This is a genomic window from Thalassospira lucentensis (assembly GCF_011806425.1).
GTDB classification, from domain to species: domain Bacteria; phylum Pseudomonadota; class Alphaproteobacteria; order Rhodospirillales; family Thalassospiraceae; genus Thalassospira; species Thalassospira lucentensis_B.
The window spans coordinates 1,038,198-1,063,415 of the sequence record NZ_JAATOV010000001.1 but is presented as its reverse complement, the minus strand read 5'-3'; the positions used below and the strand labels follow the sequence as shown (position 1 = coordinate 1,063,415).

Here is a 25,218-nt window from a genome sequence, read left to right as displayed (position 1 = left end):
AAATCCTATATTTTTTTACTTTGTCATTGGAGGGTATTGTCGTGTTTTTATTTTGTCAACATTGTGACCTGGTTTAATATTCATTACATTTATTGCACGAATACTATTTCTATTTTACTTATTATTTACTTCAAATTTCGATCTATACTTGAAAAGAAAAGGGCCAATCCCGTGAAAAACTGGGAAAGGCCCCCTAGTTAAACCCGCCTTTGACGGGGGAGGATCACTCTTCGCGGAAGGCTTTTTCCATGCTTTGGGTAATCGGATCGATCAGATAGTCGATGGCCCTGCGCGGTGTTTTCAAAACCAGAATGTTGGCCGGCATGCCCGGACGCAGATGGATGTCATCATGTTTTGCCAGTTCGGCCGCATCAATCGCCGCACGCACGATGTAGTAAGATGCATCGCGCTGTTCATCGACGGTCTGGTCGGCTGCAACGTAGCTTACCTCGCCGTTCAGGGGGGCCAATCGACGCTGACTATAGGCGGTCAGGCGAATTTGCGCCTTTGAACCGACCTGGACCGAGTCGATATCCTGTCGGTTTATCCGGGCCTCGATCACCAATGGCTCATCTTCAGGGATGATATCCATGATCGGCTCCGCCGGACTGATAACGCCACCGGGTGTTCTTATCTGGATATTGGCAACCGTTCCGGCCTGAGGCGCGCGCACTTCGAGACGATCCAGCACATCCTTACTTGCGCGGATCCGTTGCGTGACATCATTAAGGGCAAGCTGGGCTTCCTGAATTTCGGTTGCGATATCGCTTTGCCATTCCATTTCGATTGAGGCCAGATTGATTTCAGCTTCGGCCTTTTGCTGTTGGGCGGCCGCGCGCTGGGCTTTGAATTCACCCATATCGCCGACCAGATCGGACCAGCTATTTTCAATTTCGACCAGTTGGGTGCGCGTGGCGAAGCCCTTTTCCGCCAGCTGGCGAATCCCTTTCAACTGCTCGGCGACGAGCTTTTCCTGACGGGTGCGGGCATTGATCTGGGACACCAGTGCCTCGGCCTCGGCTTGGAATTGTTCGATCTGTTTGGCCTGCGCATCGCGTTTGGCGGCATAGACTTCCTTGCGTTTGGCAAACAGGCGTTTTTCATCGCTCAGGATATCGCCGACATAACCTTCGTCACTGAACAGGAGTTCCTGAGGGAACGTGATGCTTTCCTGCCCGCGCTGTTCTGAGCGCAATCGGGCAAGCTTGGCCATCAGGCCAAAACGCTCACCGCGCAATTGGCCAAGTTCTGACTCGCTACGTGTCCCATCAAGAAGGGCAAGGGTTTGACCCGGTGTGACTTTTTCACCTTCCTCGACCAGAAGCTTTTTGAGAATGCCGCCCTCATAGTGATTAACGACCTTCTTTTTGGAATCGACAATTACCGAGCCGGTGGCGACAGCCGCACTATCAAGTTCGGCAGTGAAGCCCCAGGTCAAAAATCCGCCAAATCCCAAAACAATGACGAACAATCCGGCCAGAACCGGCTTGCGCAGGCTTTGGCGCGAGGCGTCACGTTCTTCCGAAAGAATCTGATGCCACGCGACTTGCGGCTCATCCGTCGGAAGCCCCGCACCACTGCTCTCAAGGTTAATCACACGGGTCATGCCGCACCTCCGTTTTCGTGTTTACGCTTTGCCGGGGGCAGCGTTTTGATGTCTTCGCTTTCATTGGACAAATTGCGGACCACGTCGGTTCTCTCCCCAAACTGTTTGACCCGCCCTTCCTGCAGGACCAGAAGCTTGTTGGCATATTGCATGATGCTTTGCCGGTGGGCGATCAGCACGACCATGGCACCGGAATCGGCGGCTTGGCGCACGGCACGGATCAAGGATGCTTCGCCGTCGGCATCGAGATTGGCGTTGGGTTCATCGAGGACCAACAGACGCGGCCAGCCATATAGTGCGCGGGCCAAGGCAATACGCTGCTGCTGCCCGCCAGACAGTGTATGACGCCCGGCACCAATCGGCGTGTCATAGCCAAGTGGCAAGCGCCCGATCATTTCATGAACACCCGCAGCACGGGCTGCTTCGATCACCTTACGCGGATTGGAATCGCGCATGCGGCTGATATTGTCGCGGATGGTGCCGTTCAGAAGTGATACCGATTGCGGCAGATAGCCGACCATGTCACCAAAGGATCCGCGTTCCCAAAGATAGGCATTGTGCCCATCAAGATAGACACCGCCTGTCGCAGGCTTTGCCGTACCGACCAACAATCTGGAAAGTGTTGATTTACCCGCCGCAGATGGCCCCACGACACCAAGGATCTCGCCGGGCAAAAGTTCAAAACTGATCCCACGCAACACCGGAACGTTTGAGCCCGGCACGGCATAGACCAGATTATCAACAACAAGCGGGCCTTCGGAACGCGGGGTTGGTTTGATTTCGCGTTCGGACTGACTTTCTTCAAGCATCAAGCGAATGCGTTTCCACGATGAAAACGCCCCGACCCATGCCCGCCAATCGCGGGTCACATTATCGAACGGCAGCAACAGCCGCCCCATGATCACTGTACCACCGATCATGGCACCCGGCGTGGTTTCACCGCGAATAACAAGATACGCCCCCATCGCCAGAACAATGATCTGCATGCCAAAACGGACAGAGCGGGTGACGGAATACATGCCTTTGCTGCGCATGTTGCCAACATCAAGCAGTTCGCTAGCATGGATTTGCGCTTGCCGCCAGCGCAAGGCGAGTGCCGGCATCATTCCCATCGCCTCGATCACTTCGGCGTTTGAAACCGTCGATCCGATGTCGCCGATAGTGCGCAGATTGGCGTCAGTTCCTTCCTTGGTGACCTGACGCACCATAAGATCCCCCAGCAGGCTGAGCCCGATCAGCGTCAGAACGGCGACCAGCCCAGCGATCCCGTAATAGGGATGCAACGCAAACATCACAAACAGGAAGATCGGCGACCAGATTGCCTCAAGCGGGGCGGCGATAGTTGTGCCGGTGATGAAGTTGCGCAAATCAGAAAGATCGCGCAGGACCTGGGTTCCGTGCAGCGATCCTTTTTCAAGCGCCACACGCATGGCCGCAGAAATTGCCGGCAGGTTCAACCGACGCAATAGCGACTTTGCCATTTCCTGAAAGACAAGGGCACGCAGGAAATCAAGGATGCCATACAGAATGATCGCCCCGACTGCGATCACCAGAAGCAAAAGCAGCGTATCGGTGCTTTGACTGTTGATCACCCGGTCATGCACCTGAAGCATGAACAGCGGCACGGTAAGTTGAAGAATGTTGATGAAGCCGCTCATGAAGCCGGCCCACCCCAGCCCGCGCACGAACGTAAAGCGGGCCTCGCGAATGACCGATTGGGCATCAAGTTCGGGCCGGGCTTCCTTCGAATTCACAGGAGAACTCACCGGTTTTGCCAGCTTTTTGCGGCGAATTTGCATCGAAAATCATCCAATTGATCAAAAGTCATAGTTTTTCCGCAATCTAATCACATAGTTGCGATGACATGATGATCTACAATAAAATTAAATATGTCGATCTCATGTTGATGATTAGACAATGTAAAAACATTAACTACGGAAGTAATTCAAAAATAAAAATACTTTAGAATTACTTACAGACAACGAGCAAAACTGCGGGAAGAAAGAGGCGTTCGGAAAAATTGTTCAAGAACAACGTCTTGTTATCTTCCCCACAAGAAACTTGTGTCAGGGCAATTGCGCCTTGGCATCAACTCTCGCTTGGGACCAGATAACGGATCGAAACTCATGACCGTCACTCATCTTGAACTGGCAAATACCGTCGAACGCATCTATAGGCGGTTTGCGGATTTGTTGCGGGTGGATCTCATTCGACTCGGAAAGGATGACATCAGCCCGGCGCAAGTGGCGCTGCTTTTTACCATCGGCGAAGATGAACTCTCGGTACGCGATCTTCTAGATCGCGGCCACTATATGGGCTCAAACGCGTCTTATAATCTTAAACAGCTCGCAGAATCGGGCTATGTCGAACGTCAGGTCATGGCACGGGACAAACGTTCTGCCCGTTTGAAATTGACCACAAAGGGGCGTGAACTTTGTCAGGCATTGAATGAATTACACGCGGAATATCACGATGCCCTGACCAACAATCTTGAAGATCAACAAGAAATGGAAACAGCTTTGCGCACCTTGCGCAGACTGGAAGAATTCTGGACACAGACCCTCAGATACGGAGGCGCTCCCATCAATGGGTCCGTCGCCGTGCGGGAGGCCCGAAACAGACGATGAAAATTGTCCTTGTTCATCGTCATGGACCGGGACAGTTTGTGCATCTTGCCTGCCATCTGGCCAATGCCGGATGGCAGGTTTCCTTCCTGTGCGAAGCAATGAATGTACAACTGCCCGGCATCCGGACACTCCGTCAGCCAGTCACACCCCCACCGCCTGCCATGCCATTTGCGCAATATCATCAGGATGTGGGCCTGAAGGCTGCCAGAACACTTGAAAGTCTCGTGCGCCAAGAAGGCGCACCAGACATCGTTTACGGCCATATCGGTTGGGGCAGTATGATGTTTGCCCGCGATGTTTTACCCCGAACGCCCCTGATCGGATATTGCGAGCATTATTATCATGCCACCGGACGCGATGTCGGTTTTGCCCCCGATGATGACGTCTCCTTTGCCAAACGCCGGCAACTTAGGCTGCGCAACAGCGCCCAACTAAGCTCACTTGATCAGCTTAATGCTGCGATCAGCCCAACGCGCTGGCAGAAATCCGCTTTTCCCAAGGCCTACCATCACAAGATCGGCGTCTGCCATGAGGGCATCGACACTCATCGATGTCGACCCAACCCACAGGCTACGCTGGTGCTTCCCGATGGCCGGACACTCAGCGCCGATGATCAGGTCATCACGTATGTCGCGCGCGACCTTGAGCCATATCGTGGGTTTCCTACTTTCATACGCGCAGCCGCCAAGCTTGCTGAAGAAAAACCGGATGCTGTTTTTGTCGTCGTCGGCGGTGACGGGGTCAGTTATGGACAACCACGCGCCGACGGCCAGAAGTGGCGTGAGGTGATGTTAGCCGAAACCGGGATCGATCGCTCCCGCATTCATTTTCTTGGCCAGATCCCGCATGACCAATTGATCCGCATGTACCAGATCAGTTCGGCCCATATTTATCTGACTTATCCGTTTGTGCTGTCCTGGTCGACGCTTGAAGCAATGGCATGCGGTGCCCCGGTCATTGCCTCGGACACCGGCCCCTGTCATGAGGTCATCCGCGATGGCCATAACGGACTTCTTACGGATTTTTGGGACAGCGATGCACTGGCTGCAAAGATGGCCTATTGCCTGACACACAAAAGCGATCTGCGCACAATGCGTGAACGGGCCCGCAAAACGATTATTGATCACTTTGACCTTGGGCAGTGCCTTGAGAAACAAACCAGTTTGCTCGAACGTATGGCATCTGGGAACACGGAACTATGAAACAGGGTGGCCGTCCAAGTTTTACCCCCATGTAAGCGCAACGGATGCGAGCTAAATAGGCAGCAGGACAGACCGCAAGGCGGCGCAGACTTTTAGTTTACGCATCGAGATATTTTGAGATTGCGCAGGGCTCAGAAACATTTTTGCTGGTTTGGGACGATCATAAAGGAAGGGTAGTCATAGCGACGACAATGTCTATCAATGCGCCTCAAAAGCAGCATCAATAGAATTCTCCGGCCTCAAGCCAAGCATGACATTTTTTACCCCGACCAATGTTCGAGGCTAGGGGCAAACGCCTGAATGCGGTAAACGCAGAGGATAAAAATGGAGCAGAGTAAGCTCAGATCACTTATTTGAACTTACTCTGCCCGTTCTAATTTTACGCGTCACAGATTCTAAATTTATCTGTCGCGTTTCTAGTTTTATACGCCAATTCACATCACAAGATGTCAGGCGTTAGACATCAAGGTTGGAAACCTTAAGCGCGTTCGACTGAATGAAGTCGCGGCGTGGTTCAACCACATCGCCCATCAGGGTAGCAAAGACTTCTTCAGCTTCATCGGCGTGGTTGACTTTAACCTGCAGCAGCGAACGGACATTCGGATCCAGCGTGGTTTCCCAAAGCTGATCCGGGTTCATTTCGCCCAGACCTTTATAACGCTGGACAGAAATGCCGCGTCGACCAAATTCCATCACCGCATTGACCAGATCGACCGGACCGTTGATTTTCCAGCTCTTGTCCTTGGCGACGAATTCGGCACCCTTTTCAAAGAGTTCACGTAGTTCGCCAAGCATCCCGGCAAGGGCACGTGCCTCGGCAGAGCGTAGGATATTACCATCAATGATGTGGCGTTGTTCAACACCGCGCAGCATGCGCCACAGAACGATTTCGTCCATTGGTGCTTCGCCGTTCCAACCGCGGTCATAGTCTTCTTCAAGGCTATCAAGGTGCTTGGCAAGAACCTGTGCGGATTCAAGGCGTTTGGCATCGTCATCAAGCAAAGCCGGGTTCAGTGCACCTGCAAGCGTTGCTTGCTCCAGCACGGAAATCGGAAGTTTGAGCGACAGCGGTTCAAGCAGCGATTTGGCCTTACGCGCCAGCTCGACAATGCGCACCAGATCCGGCCCCGCAACCTGTACACCACCGTTCAGCGTCAGCACCGCTTCTTCGGTACCCTGTGCGGTCAGGTACTGTTCCATTTCACGGTCGCCCTTAAGGTACTGGACCGAGTTGCCGCGTTTGGCACGGTAAAGTGGTGGCTGCGCGATATACAAATAACCGCGTTCAATCAGTTCAGGCATCTGACGATAGAAGAAGGTCAACAGCAGGGTTCGAATATGCGCGCCGTCGACGTCAGCATCGGTCATGATGATGATTTTGTGGTAGCGGGCTTTTTCAATGTTGAAATCATCGCGGCCAATCCCGGTTCCCATCGCGGTGATGAGCGTACCGATTTCTTGGCTCGAAAGCATTTTATCGAAACGCGCCCGTTCAACGTTGAGGATTTTACCACGCAGCGGCAAAATCGCCTGGAAACCACGTTCACGCCCCTGTTTCGCCGATCCACCTGCGGAATCACCCTCCACGATGAACAGTTCGGCTTTGGACGCATCGCGTTCCTGACAATCGGCAAGTTTGCCCGGCAGTGACGAGATATCAAGCGCCCCCTTACGACGGGTCAGTTCACGCGCTTTACGTGCGGCTTCACGGGCAGAGGCCGCTTCGACCACTTTGCCAACAATCTTACGCGCGTCAGCAGGATGTTCTTCAAGCCACTGTGCCAGACGGTCATTGACGATGTTTTCAACAACCGGACGGACTTCAGACGAAACCAGTTTATCTTTGGTCTGCGACGAGAATTTCGGATCAGGAACCTTCACCGAGATCACACAGGACAAACCTTCGCGGGCATCATCGCCCGACAAGCTGACCTTTTCCTTTTTTGCAAGACCACTTTCCTGCGCATAGGCATTGATCTGACGGGTCAGCGCGGCACGGAAACCGGCCATATGCGCCCCACCGTCGCGTTGTGGAATGTTGTTGGTAAAGCACAAGGTGGTTTCGTGGTAGCTATCGTTCCACTGCAAGGCCACTTCAACGGCAATGCCGTCTTTTTCGCCAACAATAACAATCGGCTCTTCGATTTGCGCGGCTTTGTTGCGGTCAAGATATTCGACAAAGGCCTGAATACCACCTTCGTAATGCAGCTTCTGCTCGACCGGCTCACCACTGCGTTCGTCCCGCAGGGTCAGGATCACGCCAGAGTTCAAGAAGGCCAGTTCGCGCAAACGGTGTTCAAGGGTTGGCAGATCAAACTCGACCATCGTGAAGATTTCAGCGTCCGGATAGAACGTGACTTCGGTCCCGGTCAGAGGCGTGCCATCTTCGGTCAGTGGTGCATCGCCGACAACTTCAAGCGACTTGATCGCATCGCCGCCGGAAAACTCCATGTAATGTTCTTTGCCATTACGCCAAACGCGCAATTTCAAAAGGGTCGACAGCGCGTTCACAACCGAAACGCCCACACCGTGCAAACCACCGGACACCTTATAGGAATTCTGGTCAAACTTACCGCCGGCGTGAAGCTGGGTCATGATGACCTCGGCGGCGGAAACGCCTTCTTCTTTGTGCATGTCGGTCGGAATACCGCGACCGTTATCGCGGATGGTCGCCGATCCGTCGCCATTGAGCTGCACCCAAACGGTATCGCAATACCCGCCCAAGGCTTCGTCAATCGCGTTATCGACGACTTCATAGATCATGTGGTGCAAACCGGTTCCGTCATCGGTATCACCGATATACATGCCCGGGCGTTTACGCACCGCTTCAAGGCCTTTAAGAACCTTGATCGATTCTGCACCGTACTCCTGCGCATTTTCGGCAGTATTCGGAGCTTCTGTTTCGTTGGTCATAGCGTCAACAACCTCGGCATTCACGGAGTGGTTTCTAGGGTCAGTGTGGCATCTTCCACGCGGAAAAATTGCGCACGACTGTCCAAACCTTCAAACAGCGCCCGGTCCGTACCTGTCATCCAGGCTTGGACGCCAAGCGCCACGATTTCATCAAATAGGTGTTTGCGCCGTTCTGCATCCAGATGGGCAACCACCTCGTCAAGTAACAGCAGCGGGCCAGCCCCGCGTGCTTTGGTTTGCAGGCGGGTATTGGCCATAATCATCGACAACAACAACGCCTTTTGCTCCCCGGTGGAGCATTGATCAGCTGGTTGGCCCTTTGCATCGTGCCACACCAAAAGATCACTGCGTTGTGGGCCAACAATCGCCCCGCCATAGGTCGCATCACGTGACCGTCCGTCGCGTAATGCAGCCCGCATTTTGTCTTCGACCTCAATCGCTGGCAGGTTTTCCAACCAGTTTTCAAGATCCCCCGCAAGCGCCATACGCGCCGCAGGAAACGGTCCGACCGCCATCGTTCCCGCCCGGCTTAACCGCGCCAAAAGATCGGCCCTGGCAACGGCCACTGCGATCCCGTGGCGGACCATCGAATCTTCGATCGATGCCAGCCACTTGTCATCGCCCTTGCCTTCCTTAAGCAGCTTTGCGCGGCTGCGCAGGCTATGCTCATAGGCGGCAACCCGGCTGCTATGTTCCGGATCAAGGCCATAAACCAACCGATCCAGAAAACGGCGTCGCGCGGATGGACCATCCAAAAACAAGCGATCCATTTGCGGTGTCAGCCATACCGCGGCACAGACCCGGCCCAAGGCCGCCTGACCGCGCTGGTTTTCACCATCAATGCGCACCAGTTTGCGTTCGCGCCCTTGCGCAAGCGCTGCCGGATCAAGACCACTGCCAACCTGAAACGCACCATCTGGCGTTTCCAAATCGGCCGAAACCGCCCAGGCCCGGCTTTCGCCGTTTTGGGGCACCGGAAAGTTCCGCGCGATTTCGCCCAGCTTGGCCCGGCGCAAACCGCCGCCCGGTGCCAAAAGCGACACAGCCTCCAGCAGGTTTGTTTTGCCCGCCCCATTCGGCCCTGTCAGCACCACCGGCGTGCTGTTTAACGAGAGCCGTAGGCTTTCGTAACAGCGGAACTCGCTGAGCTGGATACGGGAAACTGCGAGACGGCTTGTCATGGACGCACCGTCTCTTGGCATGAGGTTATCGGCAAGAACAGCCACTGTGTTGTGCGATTACCGTTAAACACGCATCGGCATAAGAACATACAATGCCGAAAGGTCATCAGTATCGCGAAGGATGGTCGGCGATGATCCGTCCGACATCAGAAGGTTCAGGGTATCGCCCTTTACCTGCTTTGCGATGTCGAGCAAATAGCGCGAGTTAAAGCCGATCTCGATGTCCTCGGCGTCGTAATTGATTTCAAGTTCCTCAGACGCGGTGCCGTGTTCGGGGCTGGACGCTGACAAGGTCAGGGTCGTGCCCGACAGGACAACTTTGACCGCGCGGGATTTTTCAATCGAGATCGCCGAAACACGGTCAACCGCATCGGCAAAACCCTTGCATTCGATATCAAGCGTTTTGTCATTGCCCGACGGAATAACGCGTTCGTAATCCGGGAAGGTGCCGTCGATCAGTTTGGAGGTCAAAACCGCCTTGCCAAAGCCGAACCGGATTTTGGTATCGGACATGGCGATATCAACGGCTTCGCCGGTTTCATCAATCAGCTTACGCAATTCGCCAATGGTTTTGCGCGGCACAATGACGCCGGGCATGTTTTCCGCACCATCGGGTAGCGGTGCTTCGACCCGGGCCAGACGGTGCCCGTCGGTCGCAACGGCGCGCAGGATTTTCGTCCCTTCGGCGTCGGTGGCGTGGAAATAAATACCATTGAGGTAGTAACGGGTTTCTTCGGTCGAGATCGCAAATTCGGCGCGATCAATCAGGCCGCGCAACTCAGCAGCAGCCAAGCCAAAGCTGACCGGCAGATCGCCGCCAGACATGACCGGGAAATCATCGACAGGCAAGACCGCCAGATTAAATTTCGACCGACCCGCTGAAAGGGTCAAACGGCCAGCACCCGGCTCAAGCGAGATTTGCACCTGCGAACCTTCGGGCAGCTTGCGAACGATTTCATAAAGGGTATGTGCCGGGGTGGTTGTTGCACCGGCTTCTGCCACTTCCGCGGTCGTGGTTTCAACGACCTCAAGGTCCATATCCGTTGCGGTCAGGGAAAGCTGGTCGTTCTCTGCCCGCAGCAAAATATTGGACAGAATCGGAATGGTATTGCGGCGTTCGACCACACTTTGAACATGGGTCAGCGATTTCAACAGAGCCGCGCGTTCGATGGTCAGCTTCATGCCCGTCCTATCCGTCTGTCAGTATTGGTTTAACACTTTGATTTTTAATCAGTTTTCTTACCTGACCCCCACCCTTACGGATGAGGAGCGCGCATTATAACATGCATGTCGGGAAATCGAAGGATTTTTACGGCTTAAACCCAAGCAAATAAAAGGATTCGACACATAAAAAAACACCCAAAACGTGCAAAGCGCCGTATAGCGCGAGACTCGGGGTTTTCAGGCCCTATTTTGAGACGAAAAACACATCAAATTAAACCCGCCTTTTGCACAAAAAAAAGCCGCCGAATTCGGCGGCCTTTGTTTTTTGGGACGAGACGACTTGGTATCAGCCTTCGAGCATCCGGCGCAAAAGATCAATATCCTCGGACAAGGACGCATCTGTCGTGTGCAATTCTTCGATCTTACGCACCGCATGCATAACGGTGGTGTGATCGCGCCCGCCAAACTTGCGGCCAATCTCTGGCAAGGAATGGGTGGTCAATTGCTTGGACAGATACATCGCCACCTGACGCGGACGGGCAACCGCCCGGGCACGACGGGCCGAATGCATATCCGACACCTTGATGTTGAACTGTTCGGCAACGCGCTTTTGGATTTCCTCGATCGACACACGGCGCTCGGACGCACGCAGAACGTCATGAAGAACATCCTGAACCATTTCCAGGCTGATTTCGCGACCAACCAACTGGGAATGAGCAATCACCCGGTTCAGCGCACCTTCAAGCTCACGGACGTTGGCCGTGATTTTGTGGGCCAAGAATTCCATAACACGTTGCGGCAGTTCGACCGCCTGACGTTCCGCCTTGGATTCGAGAATGCCCAAACGCAGTTCGTAGGTGGTTGCATGGATATCGGCAACCAAACCAGAACCAAGGCGCGAGCGCAGGCGCTCTTCGATATCTTCAAGATCGGACGGCGATTTATCGGCAGACACAATGATCTGACGGCCCTGATCGACAAGCGCGTTGAAGGTGTGGAAAAACTCTTCCTGGGTCGAATCTTTGCCTGAAATGAACTGGACATCATCAACCATCAGCACATCGACCGAGCGGAACTGATCTTTGAAATCGACCGTGTTTTTGTCACGCAGCGCCCGAATAAAGCGATACATGAACTTTTCAGCGGACAGATAGATCACCGTACGGTGCGGCTGGGTACGACGGATGTGCCATGCAATCGCATGCATCAAGTGCGTTTTACCAAGACCAACGCCACCATACAAAAATAGTGGATTGAACGGTACAGACTCGGCCTCGGCCAAGCGGCGTGCCGCGGCATAGGCAAATTCGTTCGGCTTGCCGATCACGAAATTATCGAAGGTATAACGCGGATCAAGCGCCGCAGAGATACCATCGTCAGACATGCTGGCAATCGCGGTGCGGTCATTTGATTTTTGCGACGGCGCAGTAGATTGCGGCGCAGGGTCGCCGTGCGACCGGGTATTTTGGGGTTCGCGCGGGGCATTACGCGAAGATGAGCTTTGTGACGATTTCGACCCAGCCGCATCAGATGCACGAGGGGATTCGTTCGCACCTGATGACGATCCGTTACCGGCATTGCCATTGGCGCCAGACACGATGTTGATTTCGACGAAATGGACGTTGGGGTCTTCGGCATGCCACAGGGCTTGAATGCGGTCCAGATAGTGCTGGGTTACCCAATCACGCATGGCACGGGTCGGCGCACCCAAACGAGCAACGCCCGCCTCGACACCCATCAAACCGACAGGCTCAAGCCAATAGCGATAGGCCGTTGCACCAAAGTCGGCGCGCAGCTTTTCACGAATGATTTGCCATATTTCGACCATGTGGTCGTCAAGTGCGGCATTCTGCTCGTTCGACAAGCCATCGTTGGACTGTCCAAGAGCTGAATGCGTTCCCCTTGCGGCGTGCTGCACTGTTAGAACCTTTCCCCGCTATCCTAATTTCAACACCAACAAGACTGCAAAAGGCAAAACAGCACTGCACCGCGTTCATCACATCTGTGATCAACACGCTGGTCTTCCGCACTATCCTGGAAGCGTACTCGCGCCTTTTGTTTTTTGGTTCTTCGTCCCGGACCACTTGGCGTGGCCTGCAAAGTCGCAACACTGTACTGATGCGATCCACATCAGGCAAGGCGATCTTTAACAGAACGTTAAAAGGATTTCGGCACCAAAACGGTCCTTGTTTCCTGCGGTTTTTCCGCTTGCGCAACCAAGGAACAAAAGGTGATTCACCGAAATCCGGGCAGCGAAAAGGCCGCACCATGGGTGCGGCCTTCGACTCGCCATCCCCTAAGGGATAAATTAAAGCGCTTTGATGCGCGCGGTAAGACGCGAAACTTTGCGAGCAGCGGTGTTCTTGTGCAGAACGCCAAGCTGTGCGCCGCGCGCCATTTCCGGCTCAGCGATTTTCATCGCAGCCAGAGCAGCATCTTTGTCGCCAACGTTCAGCGCAGCTTCGACCTTCTTAACGTAGGTACGAATACGGCCGATACGTGCACCATTAACGGTAGCACGTGCGGCGTTGCGGCGAATGCGCTTCTTGGCCGATTTATGGTGAGCCATTGCGAACCTGTCTCTTAAAACAAATGTTACTTAATTCGGAGCGCGGCTTATAGCTCCGTCATCACACCTCGTCAACCCCCGATACCGCTTCGATGCCTCATTTTCCGCGGTTTAGGACTCTTGGGCGGCGCAATGCAGATATGCCCCGCCCCAAAGTTGGGTCAACAAACCCTGATCAGCGCTGCTTGAAATCGGGTTTTCTCTTTTCCACAAAGGCTTTCATGCCTTCTGCACGGTCTTCAAGCGCAAAGGTGGAATGGAACTCGCGACGTTCGAACATCAGCCCTTCGGTCAGGGTCATTTCATAGGCCTTGTTGACCGATTCTTTGACCTTCATCGATACCGGAGCCGAGAAAGAGGCGATTTTTTCGGCCAATTGCATGGCTTCGTCCATCAGCGAGTCGGCTGGGACGATTCGCGCCACAAGCCCGGCACGTTCGGCTTCTTCGGCATCCATCATCCGCCCGGTCAGGCACATTTCCATTGCCTTGGCCTTGCCCACAGCACGCGTCAGGCGCTGTGTACCGCCTGCGCCAGGAATCGTTCCGATGGTGATTTCAGGCTGGCCGAACTTGGCGGTATCAGCCGCCAGCATGATGTCGCACATCATCGCCATTTCACAGCCGCCCCCTAGTGCGAATCCGGCAACCGCGGCAATGGTTGGCTTACGGCAGGCCGCGACACGGGTCCAACCTTTGGTGATGAAGTCGTTTTTATAAACGTCCATATAGTCGTAATCGGCCATTTCCTTGATGTCCGCACCGGCGGCAAAGGCCCGTTCCGAACCAGTAATGACAATCGCACGGATGTTGTCATCGGATTCGAAATCATCAAGAGCCGCACCAATATCGTCGATCAAGGCCGCACAAAGCGCATTCAGCGCCTTTGGTCGGTTCAGGGTAATCAGTCCAACATTGCCCTTTTTCTCAGCGATGATGTTCTCATATGTCATGCTTTTAGATCCTTTTATCGCCAACAAGGCCCGATTTATCGGGCCGATTCGCCTGAAACCATATTTCGATACTGTTTTACCGATTTTGACCACAAATCGCAACCAACCGTCGATGCGCAATTCGTTACGGAATCCATGAAACGGAGTCGGCGGCCCCAAACGCCGCCCATCACAGACTTGCTCCCCGGCGTTCACCGCCCTTTTTACGGGGCAACGTCACCCGGATTGGGACTTATCGCTGACACGTTGGGCAGAAGAAAGTCGACCGCCCTGCCTGTACGATTCGCTCGACCGTGCTGTCACATTCAGGGGCATTACAAACATCGCCTTCGCGGCCATAAACCCGGAAGTTATGTTGGAAATAACCAAGTTCGCCATTGGCCTGCCGATGATCTTTTAAGCTTGATCCGCCAGCAAGTATGGCATCCTCAAGCACCAACCGGATTTCGCGGTACAGACGATCAATTTCGTCAGGTTTTAAATCCTTTGCCAAACGGTCCGGCGCAATGCCCGACCGGAACAAGGCTTCGCAGACATATATATTGCCAAGCCCGGCCACCAGTTTCTGATCAAGCAAGACAGTTTTGATCGGGCTGGCGCGTTTGACGATGCCAGCTGCAAGGACAGCCGCATTAAACGCATTCCCAAGTGGTTCAGGACCAATACCCGCCAGCATTTTGTGCGTGGCAACTTCGTCCGCGCCAATCAGGGTAATGACGCCAAAACGCCGCGGATCGGTGAAGCGTACAACCGCACCGCCCTGCATAACAAAATCAACATGGTCGTGTTTTTGCGGGGCGGGAACGTCAATCGTGCGATCATCATGAATGGTCATGCGCCCGGACATGCCCAAATGGATCAGCAACACTTGCCCATCATCAAGATAGCCCAGAATGTATTTCGCCCGGCGGGTCAGTTGATCGATCTTGCGCCCAGCCATGCGGTCAACAAAGTTTTCCGGAAACGGAAAGCGCAAATTGGGGCGCCGTTGCACCACATGGTCGACAACATGGCCTTCCATCACGGGGATCAGGCCACGGGTAACGGTTTCGACCTCTGGCAATTCGGGCATCGCGATACTCATATTTTTCAATAAACTGGACCCCATATCTAGATACCGGCCCCATGATTGGCAAGGCGCGACATCTGGTTTCGGGCCCGCCGCGCGACGCCAACGTAATCTTGCGATGGACGCCCCCTTCAAAGCCCTTATGATGACGCACATTAAATCAGCTGATATTTCGGCCTCACACCTTCGCGGTTTTTCTGACCGTCCTCCAAGCCTTGGAATTTCAAAATATGGAATTTGGTTTCGACCTTTTATTGATTTTATTCGCCGTCGCCGCCCTCGCCGGATTTGTCGATTCGATTGCGGGGGGCGGCGGCCTGATTACCATTCCAGCCTTGCTTTGGGCGGGCATTCCACCGGCACAGGCACTTGCCACCAATAAACTGCAAGGAAGCTTTGGCAGCTTTTCCGCGTCGCTCAGCTTCATTCGCAAAGGCCATGTTGATCCGCGCAATATGGTGCTGGCGATTGCCTTGACTTTTGCCGGGTCAGCATTCGGGACAATTTTGGTTCAGATGCTTGATCCGGGAATCCTGATGACGGTTCTGCCGGGTCTTTTGATTCTGATCGCGCTTTATTTTCTGTTTTCGCCGCGTGTTGGGGATTTGGATGCGCATCAACTGATAAGCACATCGACCTTTGCCTTTACCGCCGGGTTTGGCATCGGGTTTTATGACGGGTTCTTTGGCCCTGGAACGGGATCTTTCTTTTCCATCGCCTTTGTCGCGTTGCTTGGATTTAACATGACCAAGGCAACCGCCCACACCAAGGTTTTGAACTTTACGTCGAACTTTGCCTCGCTTGTTATGTTCATTGCGGGCGGTGACGTTGTTTGGGTGGTTGGTTTGGTGATGGCGGTTGGGGCGCTTGTTGGGGCGCAGATCGGATCGCACATGGTGATGAAAGTCGGATCACGGCTGGTGCGGCCGTTACTTGTGGTGACGTCTATCGCCATTTCGATCAAACTGATCATGGACCAATATGGGCCGCTAATTGGTCAAAGTTGGGAAAATGTTCGCCATTGGATTGGCTAAACACCACTGTTTTCCCCAATGAAAAACCCGTCAACCAACAGGCTGACGGGTTTTGTTTAGGCCCTTAGGGCAGCAGATCATACTTTGGCAATCGCGCGATTATGCGCTGGCACCACTTTCGACAAGCACCGCATCACGGCGATCCAAAAGGTGGCTCCAAACAGTAAACACCAATGCCAGAACCGCAATCACCGCACCCAGCCAAGGGATATGCTGATAAGAAATGCCGTGCGTGATCGCCAAGCCGCCAAACCACGCCCCACTGGCATTGCCAAGGTTAAACGCCCCCTGATTAAGGGTCGACGCCAGATTGGGCGCATCAGACGCCTCGGTCACGACCCGCATCTGAAGCGGGGAAACCAGCGCAAAGGCAACCACACCCCAGATCATCACGGTGATGACCGCCGGGACAAAGGATGTCAGCGTTTCGGTAAAGATCGCCAGCACGGCAATCAACATGACAAAAGTAATGATAATCGCCGGCATCAAACGCCAATCGCCCAAACGACCGCCAACATAGTTGCCAACCGTCAAACCGACCCCAAACAACAACAAGACATAGGTCACCTGACGCGGTGAAATGCCGGTAATTTCCTGAAGCATCGGGGTGATATAGGTAAAGACACTGAACATGCTGGCCGATGCCAGAACACTGATCAGCATGGCAAATAGGACTTGTACTTTCCCAAGCGACTTTGCCTCAGCCAAAAGGCTTCCGCCGGATGCGGCGATCTTACGCGGCAAAGCAAAATACAGGGCCATAGCGGCGACAACACCAATCGCGACAACTGCCCAAAAGGTCGAGCGCCAGCCAAGCTCCTGCCCCATGGCGGTACCAAACGGAACCCCCAACACATTGGCAAGCGTCAGCCCAGAAAACATAAAGGCGACTGCCTGCACACGTTTTTGTGGCGGCACAAGATTGGATGCGACAACCGCACCAAGCCCGAAAAATGCCCCATGGCAAAAGGCGGTAACAACACGGGCTGCCATCAGCAACCAGTAATCCGGGGCGATTGCGCACAGCAAATTGCCAACAATGAAAATCGCCACCAACAGCAACAAGGCCCGACGACGATCCATGCGCGCGGTCGCAATCGCCAGAAACGGCGCGCCAAACGTCACCCCCAACGCATAGCCGGTTACCAGCAATCCTGCGTCCGGGATGCTGACACCAAGATCGGCAGCAACATCGGGCAGAAGCCCCATAATGACAAATTCGGTGGTCCCGATCCCAAATGACGCAAGCGCAAGTGCAAGAATCGGGAGGTTACCAAGTAACCCCCACCGGGAAGAAGTATCGGCCATGTCAGAAACATCCATTGAAACCCGCACGACCATCGCCAGCAGGTTTTGTGCAAGTGCGAGATCATGATCTTGCACGATTATTTGAAACGATTCAATCGTGCCAAATTGCGCCCAAGGTGACCATCGCGAAAACCGCATGGCGCCATGCAGCGCAATTGGATGATTTGAATATCGCCCAAGCGCCTCTTAGAGGGCGTAACCTGAACTTTTAACCGGTGACGCTCGGTACTGGCGCTTGTCGCGAGGTAGGGTTTTAGGACAATTCGGCAACAATGCGCTTTGCAGCATCAACAGGGTCTTCGGCCTTGGTGATCGGACGGCCGATGACCAAAACGTCGCTACCCATGGCGACCGCGTCTTTGGGGGTTACGATGCGTTTCTGATCGTCACTGGCGGCCCAAGCCGGACGAATGCCCGGCGTGATCAATTTAAAGTCCGGGCCACAAGCCGCGCGCACCGGGGTAATTTCCTGGGCCGAACAGACAATCCCATCCAGTCCTGCCTTTTGGGTAAGCTCGGCCAATTTTACAACGCGGTCTTCAATCGGGCCTTTCAGGCCGACATCATCCAGATCATTTTGATCCATGCTGGTCAGGATCGTCACGGCAATCACCCAAGGCGCTTCAACGCCAGCCTTGGCCGCGGCTTCGCGCGCCGCGTCGCCCGCACGCTGCATCATCTCCATCCCGCCAGCGGCATGGACATTGACAATCTTAAGCCCCATTGGGGAGACTGCACGAATTGCACCGGCCACGGTATTGGGAATGTCGTGGTATTTCACATCCAAAAAGACCGGCATACCGACCTTTGCCACGGCCTGAACGCCCTGCGGACCATGGGCTGCAAAAAACTCTTTGCCAAGTTTCGCCCCGCCAATCACCCCGGAAAGCTTCGATGCCAGATCAATGGCACGATCAAGATCGGTTGTATCAATCGCGCAAAAGATACGGTCTTTGGGGGAAATCTGCTGGGTCATGGCGTCCTCTTTTAAGTTTGCGGCGGGCCTGAATGCGTTTTGCGGTCACTTTCTGGCCCCAACATCGCACCATCTCAACGGGACCGGGCATGGCTTAGCCGATTTACGCCAAAAGGCCAATGTCAAATCGCGAACCCAGCGTGCAGAAAGCAATGCGGACTTACCACGCGAAATCGTAGACATAAAAAAAGGGCCCCTGACGGAGCCCTTTGATTTTTCGGTCTTAGCTGTGGCCAAGTGCCTTATGATCGGTATTGGATTGATCGGCCTTTGGCGTTTCGTCTTCGGCTTTGACGCGTTTAAGTTCGCTGTCCATCCGCCGCGCAGCACGGCGGTGCTTGCTATTTACCAGCCACTCATAGGCCAAGCCAATGCCAAGCCCCACCAGCAGAGCAACCATAATCGGCAGGAAAAGCGGCAGTTCAAGTTCATAGGGCAGCGGCCAAAGCGACAATGTCACAGCAGCCCGGTTCGAGACGGCAAACACCGTAATCAGAACCGCAACGGGGATGGCAATAATCCAATAGAGGACGCGCATTACTTAAGCTCCTTGTGCTGGTCGAGAGGCATCATCGAAATGTGTGACGCGCAATCAAGACCAGCCGCAGGTCACGTTTGAAAATTAGACCGACAGTATGGGATAAGAACGAGACAAAAGCCATGCCCGCAATAATCCAACAATGGCGCGCGCTGTTCACGCCAAAGTTGAAAGGAAAAATCCCACGACCAAAGTCTCGTTTAACAGTTGGTCAGAGATCAGTTCAAACGTTCGCGAAGCTGTTTGCCAGTTTTGAAATAGGGGACCTTTTTCTCGCCAACCGGAACGGCATCACCGGTACGCGGATTGCGCCCAACACGTGCGTCGCGATGCTTGACCGAAAAGGCCCCAAAGCCGCGAAGCTCGACCCGGTCACCGCGCGCAAGGGCATCGGTAATTTCATCAAAGATCGTCGCAACAATCCGTTCAACATCTCGCTGATATAGATGCGGGTTCATTTCAGCAAGGCGGGCAATCAATTCTGATTTCGTCATTTCCAGGCCCCATCCTGTTCGTTCGACCAGTCACATTCAACCGCGGATTAGATTATGCTATTAGGAAACTCTTATTGAGGTTGCCAGACCGTCAGCAAACCGTCAAGTTTAAGCCCCTCAGATGTCAGCACTTTTCCAAGACTTCCCTTAAGCAAATTGCTCATAAGGCCGTCGTCCGGGTACTCGATTTCAAGCGGCACAATATCCGCTTCCGACGTGACACCAGCTTTATCTTCAAGCCAGCGTAAGGCTTCACGACGGCCACCAATTTCATCAATCAAACCATTGGCAAGCGCTTGCTGTCCGGTATAGACGCGCCCGTCTGCCAAGGTCTTTACAGTATCAATCTGCAGATCACGACGATCTGCGACCATCCCGACAAACACGTTAAACATGTCGGAAATCAGGCTTTGCATCGCTGATCGTGCGGCATCGTCTGTTGGCTCAAACGGGTTTGGCACGGCTTTAAGCGGACCGCTTTTGACAGTCAGTGGCTCGACACCAAGCTTTTCCAACGTTCCGTTAAAGTTCATCGACTGGAAAATCACACCAATCGATCCCGTAATCGTCCCGCGATGCGCGACAATGTGATCAGCGGCAATCGCGGCCATGTACCCGCCTGATGCGGCAACAGTGCCCATTTCGGCCACGATGGGCCGGGTTTCACCAATACGGCGCAATGCCTCAAACAGTGTTTCGCCACCCACCATCGTGCCGCCCGGGCTGTTGATGTGCAAAATCACACCGACAACGTCGGGATCTTTTTCAACATCGGCAAGCGCATCCAAAAGATATTGGTCTTCGGTAATCACGCCTTCGATATCAATTTCGACAATTCGCGGCCCAAGGGATCCAAACATCCCCTGGTTCAAGCCGGTACCGGCCAGACCAATCAGGATGACGGCCAAGATTGCGACCGCAGCCACAACGCGCCAGCGAAACACCGATTTTTTTAGTCGACGTCGATCTAGTAGAATGTCGGCATCGAGTGCCATGGACGGTGCCCCAGTTCTAATTGCTCAATCAATTACTTACGGGGAATTCCCCTAAAAACCTGTCTTTTCAAATGGTTTTTCTCGCCCCAGATGGCAAGAACAAAAAACGTTTAAAATCAAAAATTTCGCGATTTTATACCTTTCCCTGCCAATTTCGGCGAAATAAACGGCCAGATTGAAGATCGCCTACAGTCTTAACGGGAAAGGCCAGAACCCCTTGCCACTTGGTCGGGCAAGCAACGCCGGCAGTTAGACGCCGAAAAAACCGTCGAGATCGGGATTCGCGGATTAATCTCAACAGTCAAGTATCCAGTTTTAACAGGATGCCCAACCAAGCACCGCATTCGCAGGGTGGTTTTCCGATCAACCGGCCGCTCCAATAAACGGGACCGGAACGCCGAGCATAAATTGCACGCAAAAGAAAACGGGCCGCGCAAGGCGCGACCCGTCTTTTCGATCCACAAAGGATGCAGACCGTATTCCGTGGAGGGTGGCTTATTCGCCGCCTTCCTGTTTTTTGCGCAGAGCTTCGCCGAGGATATCGCCGAGCGATGCACCGCTGTCTGCCGAACCGTAGTCAGCCATAGCTTTTTTCTCGTCAGCGACTTCAAGAGCCTTGACCGAGAGGCTGACTTTGCGGGTTTTGGAATCGATCGCGGTAACACGTGCGTCGATTTTTTCGCCAACTGCAAAGCGTTCCGGACGCTGTTCTGAACGCTCACGCGCCAGTTCAACTTTACGGATGAAGCCTTTCAGCTCGGTGTCGCCAACAGAAACCTCGATGCCACCGTCGTTAACTTCGGTGATTTCACAGGTGACAGCTTCGCCACGTTTGATGCCGGTGACAGCTTCTTTGAACGGATCGCCAGAAAGCTGTTTGATGCCGAGCGAGATACGCTCTTTCTCAACGTCAACGTCAAGAACCTTGGCTTTGACGACGTCACCTTTTTTGTATTCTTTGATGACTTCTTCACCAGCGCGGTCCCATGACAGGTCCGAAAGGTGAGCCATACCGTCGATGCCGCCGAGCAGGCCAATGAACAGACCGAATTCGGTGATGTTCTTGACTTCGCCTTCGATCTCGGACTCGACCGGATGGGCTGCAAGGAAGGCATCCCAAGGGTTCGAGGTGCACTGCTTGAGACCAAGCGAGATACGACGTTTCTGTGCATCAACGTCGAGCACCATGACTTCGACTTCCTGCGAGGTCGAAACAATTTTGCCCGGGTGGATGTTTTTCTTGGTCCAGGACATTTCGGAAACGTGGACCAGGCCTTCGACACCAGCTTCGAGTTCGACGAATGCGCCGTAATCGGTGATGTTGGTGACACGACCTTCGAATTTCGAACCGACCGGGTATTTGGCTTCGACACCTTCCCACGGATCAGCTTCAAGCTGCTTCATGCCAAGCGAGATACGCTGGGTTTCGCTGTTGAAGCGGATAACCTGAACCTTAACGGTCTGGCCGATCTGCAGAGCTTCGGACGGATGGTTGATACGTTTCCAAGCGATGTCGGTAACGTGCAGCAGGCCATCAACGCCACCAAGATCGACGAATGCGCCGTAATCGGTGATGTTTTTGACAACGCCGTCAAGGACCTGACCTTCTTGAAGGTTCTGGATCAATTCAGCACGCTGTTCAGCACGGGTCTCTTCGAGAACTGCACGACGCGAAACCACGATGTTACCGCGCGAACGATCCATTTTCAGGATCTGGAACGGCTGCGGGTTGTTCATCAGCGGGGTAACGTCACGTACCGGACGGATGTCAACCTGGCTGCCCGGCAAGAATGCCACGGCGCCCGACAGGTCAACGGTAAAGCCGCCTTTAACGCGACCAAAGATGGTGCCGTCAACGCGTTTGCCTTCGGAGAACTGTTTTTCAAGCTCGACCCAAGCTTCTTCGCGACGCGCTTTTTCACGCGACAGAACGATCAGGCCATCTTTGTTTTCGTAACGGTCAACGTAGACATCAACGGTGTCGCCAATGTTTACTTCGCCGGTACCAAATTCTTTAAGCGGAACGCGGCCCTCAGATTTGAGGCCAACGTCAACGATTGCGTCATCGTCAGTTTTCTTGACGACCGAACCGGTCATCACGCGACCGACAAAACCTTCGTCTTCAGAACCAAGGGCTTCGGCCAACAGGGCGGCGAAATCTTCGCCAGTTGAGAATTGTGCTTCTTCAGCGGTGGTCATAAACCAGACTTCCTTTCGAGTATCGTCACTATATTCTGGCCAACCGGTTGTATCCGGTGGTCTTTGCCGCAACATCGCGGCGATCGTATCAGTCACTGTCCAAACCCGGACATATATAGAAGGCACCCCTTCCATACGCGAAAAGGTGAACGCACAAGTCGTTCACCTTAGGGACAGGTCATAAGACCGGCACCTCGGGATCGTTCAATGGCCTGACGGTTAAAACGCCCTTTGATCAGTCATCCGCGCCCATATGGGTGTGGATATGTGCCATAACGGCGTCATACACTGCGTTGGCATTCAGACGGTCCGTATCAATGTGGATTGCGTCGTCTGCCATCTTAAGCGGTGCAACATCGCGAGCACTGTCTCGGGCATCCCGTTCTTCAAGCTCTTTAAGAACGCGCTCGTATATAGCAGCGGGATTTTTTTCCTGCAACTGTTTGAACCGACGGTTTGCCCGTTCTTCAACACTTGCTGTCAGATAGAACTTAATTGGCGCTTGGGGACAGACCACCGTTCCGATATCGCGACCATCCAGAACAGCCCCACGTTTCCCATCGGGCGGGGTGGTGGCAAGACGGCGCTGAAAATCAAGAAGCGCGGCGCGAACCCTTGGAATCGCTGCAACTTTTGATGCGGCCGTGCCAACCTCTTCGCTGCGCAACGCATCGCCGGACAAATCATCAGCAGTCAGGCTTTCGGCCACTTTGACCGCAACTTCTTCGTCGGCGGGGTCCGAATTTTGCGCCAAAACTTTTGCGCCCGTCGCCCGATACAAAAGCCCGGTATCAAGGTAAGCATAGTTCATTGCGTCCGCGACTCGGCGTGCCAAAGTCCCTTTGCCCGAGGCGGCGGGCCCATCAATGGCGATGATCATTTGCTTCGCTCCCTTGTTTTTACCTGTATCTATATTTGCGCAATATATTGGCTTATTGGGTCGTATCGGTCAGGACTTCAGCGCAAATTTTGCGCCCATGTCGCCCATCAGCTTTTCAAAGCTGGGGAAGCTTGTCGCAATCGGATTGGCATCATCAACAGCAACCGGTGCATCCGCGCCAAGTCCCAGAACCAGGAATGACATCGCAATCCGGTGATCAAGATGCGTTTCAACCATTCCACCGCCCGGAACATTCCCACCCGTCACGATCAAATCGTCGCCTTCGATGCGGTGAATAACACCGTTGGCCTTAAGCCCCGCAGCAACCGCCGCCAAACGATCCGATTCCTTCACGCGCAGTTCTTCAAGGTCGCACATGCGGGTTTCGCCCTCGGCATACGCCGCGGCAACCGCCAGAACCGGGTACTCATCAATCATGGATGGTGCGCGCTCAGCCGGAACAACAATGCCCTGCAAACGGTTTTTACCTGTCACGACAAGATCACCGATGGTTTCACCGGCTTCTTCGCGTTCATTGGTAATCGTAATATCACCGCCCATTTCAATCAGGGTGGTGATCAAGCCCGTGCGCAGTGGATTCAAACACACATCGCGAATCGTTACGTTTGATTCTGGATGGATCAAGGCCGCCACCATCGGGAACGCGGCCGAGCTTGGATCGGTCGGCACGACAATATCGGCCGCCTTCATTTCAGCCGGCCCGGTCAAGCTAACTGTGCGCCCGCCATCGTCATTGACCTTCACATCCACATCGACACCAAAATGACGCAACATACGTTCGGTGTGATCGCGCGATGGTTTGGGTTCAATCACGGTGGTGGTGCCCGTGGTGTTCAAACCGGCCAACATCACCGCAGATTTCACCTGAGCCGAGGCCATTGGCAAAGTGTAGGTAATCGGCTTTGCTTCGTCGGTGCCAATCACCGCCATTGGGGGGCGACCACGATCACGGGTGATAAATTGCGCGCCAAATTCGGCCAGCGGATCGGCAACACGGCCCATCGGGCGCTTGCACAGCGACGCATCGCCGGTGAAAAAGGTTGTGATTGGATGGGTCGCCACAATGCCCGCCATCAGGCGAATACCGGTTCCGGCATTGCCCATATCAATCACACTATCAGGTTCGCGAAGCGCCCCAACACCCACACCGGTCACATGCCATGTGCCATCGTCGTCGCGGGTAACCGTGGCGCCAAGTTTGCGCATGGCATCCGCGGTTGCCAGAACGTCTTCACCTTCGAGCAGGCCGCTAACCTTGGTGGTACCAATCGCAAGACCGCCAAACATCAGGGACCGGTGGGAAATCGATTTATCACCCGGAACCCGGATATCGCCCGAAATCGGTCCTGTTTTTGCCGACGAAAGCGGACGTTTGGTCTGCGAAGCACTCATGGAGCCATACCTGTCAGTAACTGTTTGATCATTATAGTCGGCCGACTTGAAAAAGCATTGCGCTGTCGCCAACCTTTACAAAGGCAAAACTGGTGGAC

At 54.0% G+C, this 25,218-nt stretch carries 20 protein-coding genes; 3 read left to right on the top strand and 17 right to left on the bottom strand.

The genetic code is table 11. The features are described from left to right. Positions 1–223: 223 nt before the first annotated feature. Positions 224–1,606: an HlyD family type I secretion periplasmic adaptor subunit gene (locus HCZ99_RS04955; RefSeq protein ID WP_167445763.1), complete on the bottom strand. Its 1,383-nt coding sequence runs from the start codon at positions 1,604–1,606 to the stop codon at positions 224–226. Beyond that, positions 1,603–3,405 carry a type I secretion system permease/ATPase gene (locus tag HCZ99_RS04950; RefSeq protein WP_167445762.1) on the bottom strand — a complete coding sequence of 601 codons (1,803 nt, stop codon included), beginning with the start codon at positions 3,403–3,405 and terminating at the stop codon, positions 1,603–1,605. Before HCZ99_RS04950 ends, HCZ99_RS04955 begins: the two co-directional genes overlap by 4 nt. Before the next feature lie 327 nt (positions 3,406–3,732). Between HCZ99_RS04950 and HCZ99_RS04945 the strand changes: the two genes are divergently transcribed. Both HCZ99_RS04945 and HCZ99_RS04940 read left to right on the top strand, forming a co-directional pair. Continuing rightward, positions 3,733–4,233, top strand: coding sequence for a MarR family winged helix-turn-helix transcriptional regulator (locus HCZ99_RS04945; protein WP_167445761.1), 501 nt, complete (start codon positions 3,733–3,735; stop codon positions 4,231–4,233). Further along, the gene (locus HCZ99_RS04940; protein WP_167445759.1) at positions 4,230–5,435 is read left to right on the top strand and encodes a glycosyltransferase; all 1,206 of its coding nucleotides are present in this window, start codon (positions 4,230–4,232) and stop codon (positions 5,433–5,435) included. Before HCZ99_RS04945 ends, HCZ99_RS04940 begins: the two co-directional genes overlap by 4 nt. A gap of 456 nt (positions 5,436–5,891) precedes the next feature. On the opposite strand, the gene gyrB is transcribed toward HCZ99_RS04940, so the two are convergent. The 7 genes from gyrB to mutM form a co-directional block, all read right to left on the bottom strand. Continuing rightward, entirely contained in the window at positions 5,892–8,348 is a 2,457-nt protein-coding gene (gyrB, locus tag HCZ99_RS04935; protein WP_167445757.1) for a DNA topoisomerase (ATP-hydrolyzing) subunit B, read from the bottom strand. Positions 8,349–8,368: 20 nt separating this feature from the next. Continuing rightward, on the bottom strand, positions 8,369–9,529 hold the full coding sequence (gene recF / locus HCZ99_RS04930; RefSeq protein ID WP_167445755.1) for a DNA replication/repair protein RecF: 1,161 nt from the start codon (positions 9,527–9,529) through the stop codon (positions 8,369–8,371). A gap of 63 nt (positions 9,530–9,592) precedes the next feature. Then, positions 9,593–10,711, bottom strand: a complete 1,119-nt coding sequence (gene dnaN / locus HCZ99_RS04925; RefSeq protein ID WP_167445753.1) for a DNA polymerase III subunit beta — start codon at positions 10,709–10,711, stop codon at positions 9,593–9,595. 328 nt (positions 10,712–11,039) lie between these two features. Then, the gene (dnaA, locus tag HCZ99_RS04920) at positions 11,040–12,611 is read right to left on the bottom strand and encodes a chromosomal replication initiator protein DnaA (RefSeq protein WP_167445752.1); all 1,572 of its coding nucleotides are present in this window, start codon (positions 12,609–12,611) and stop codon (positions 11,040–11,042) included. A gap of 390 nt (positions 12,612–13,001) precedes the next feature. Then, on the bottom strand, positions 13,002–13,262 hold the full coding sequence (rpsT, locus tag HCZ99_RS04915) for a 30S ribosomal protein S20 (protein ID WP_167445751.1): 261 nt from the start codon (positions 13,260–13,262) through the stop codon (positions 13,002–13,004). 175 nt (positions 13,263–13,437) lie between these two features. After that, complete coding sequence (locus HCZ99_RS04910) at positions 13,438–14,214, bottom strand: enoyl-CoA hydratase (protein ID WP_167445750.1); 777 nt, start codon at positions 14,212–14,214, stop codon at positions 13,438–13,440. A 232-nt stretch (positions 14,215–14,446) separates the two neighbouring features. Further along, positions 14,447–15,286 carry a bifunctional DNA-formamidopyrimidine glycosylase/DNA-(apurinic or apyrimidinic site) lyase gene (gene mutM / locus HCZ99_RS04905; protein ID WP_167445982.1) on the bottom strand — a complete coding sequence of 280 codons (840 nt, stop codon included), beginning with the start codon at positions 15,284–15,286 and terminating at the stop codon, positions 14,447–14,449. Between the two features lie 227 nt (positions 15,287–15,513). Between mutM and HCZ99_RS04900 the strand changes: the two genes are divergently transcribed. Beyond that, entirely contained in the window at positions 15,514–16,317 is an 804-nt protein-coding gene (locus tag HCZ99_RS04900; RefSeq protein ID WP_167445749.1) for a TSUP family transporter, read from the top strand. Positions 16,318–16,416: 99 nt separating this feature from the next. Here the strand turns inward: HCZ99_RS04900 and HCZ99_RS04895 are convergent, their stop codons facing one another. The 8 genes from HCZ99_RS04895 to aroA all read right to left on the bottom strand — a co-directional run bounded on the left by HCZ99_RS04895 (position 16,417) and on the right by aroA (position 25,120). Further along, entirely contained in the window at positions 16,417–17,625 is a 1,209-nt protein-coding gene (locus HCZ99_RS04895; RefSeq protein WP_167445748.1) for an MFS transporter, read from the bottom strand. A gap of 253 nt (positions 17,626–17,878) precedes the next feature. After that, positions 17,879–18,601, bottom strand: a complete 723-nt coding sequence (gene pyrF / locus HCZ99_RS04890) for an orotidine-5'-phosphate decarboxylase (RefSeq protein WP_167445747.1) — start codon at positions 18,599–18,601, stop codon at positions 17,879–17,881. A 223-nt stretch (positions 18,602–18,824) separates the two neighbouring features. Then, the gene (locus HCZ99_RS04885; RefSeq protein ID WP_167445746.1) at positions 18,825–19,139 is read right to left on the bottom strand and encodes a LapA family protein; all 315 of its coding nucleotides are present in this window, start codon (positions 19,137–19,139) and stop codon (positions 18,825–18,827) included. 218 nt (positions 19,140–19,357) lie between these two features. Continuing rightward, complete coding sequence (gene ihfB, locus HCZ99_RS04880; RefSeq protein WP_028791807.1) at positions 19,358–19,633, bottom strand: integration host factor subunit beta; 276 nt, start codon at positions 19,631–19,633, stop codon at positions 19,358–19,360. A 71-nt stretch (positions 19,634–19,704) separates the two neighbouring features. Beyond that, positions 19,705–20,628: a signal peptide peptidase SppA gene (gene sppA / locus HCZ99_RS04875; protein ID WP_167445745.1), complete on the bottom strand. Its 924-nt coding sequence runs from the start codon at positions 20,626–20,628 to the stop codon at positions 19,705–19,707. A 495-nt stretch (positions 20,629–21,123) separates the two neighbouring features. Then, positions 21,124–22,827: a 30S ribosomal protein S1 gene (rpsA, locus tag HCZ99_RS04870; protein ID WP_167445744.1), complete on the bottom strand. Its 1,704-nt coding sequence runs from the start codon at positions 22,825–22,827 to the stop codon at positions 21,124–21,126. A 235-nt stretch (positions 22,828–23,062) separates the two neighbouring features. After that, positions 23,063–23,707: a (d)CMP kinase gene (gene cmk / locus HCZ99_RS04865; RefSeq protein WP_167445742.1), complete on the bottom strand. Its 645-nt coding sequence runs from the start codon at positions 23,705–23,707 to the stop codon at positions 23,063–23,065. 69 nt (positions 23,708–23,776) lie between these two features. Further along, positions 23,777–25,120: a 3-phosphoshikimate 1-carboxyvinyltransferase gene (gene aroA / locus HCZ99_RS04860; protein ID WP_167445741.1), complete on the bottom strand. Its 1,344-nt coding sequence runs from the start codon at positions 25,118–25,120 to the stop codon at positions 23,777–23,779. Positions 25,121–25,218 lie beyond the last annotated feature (98 nt).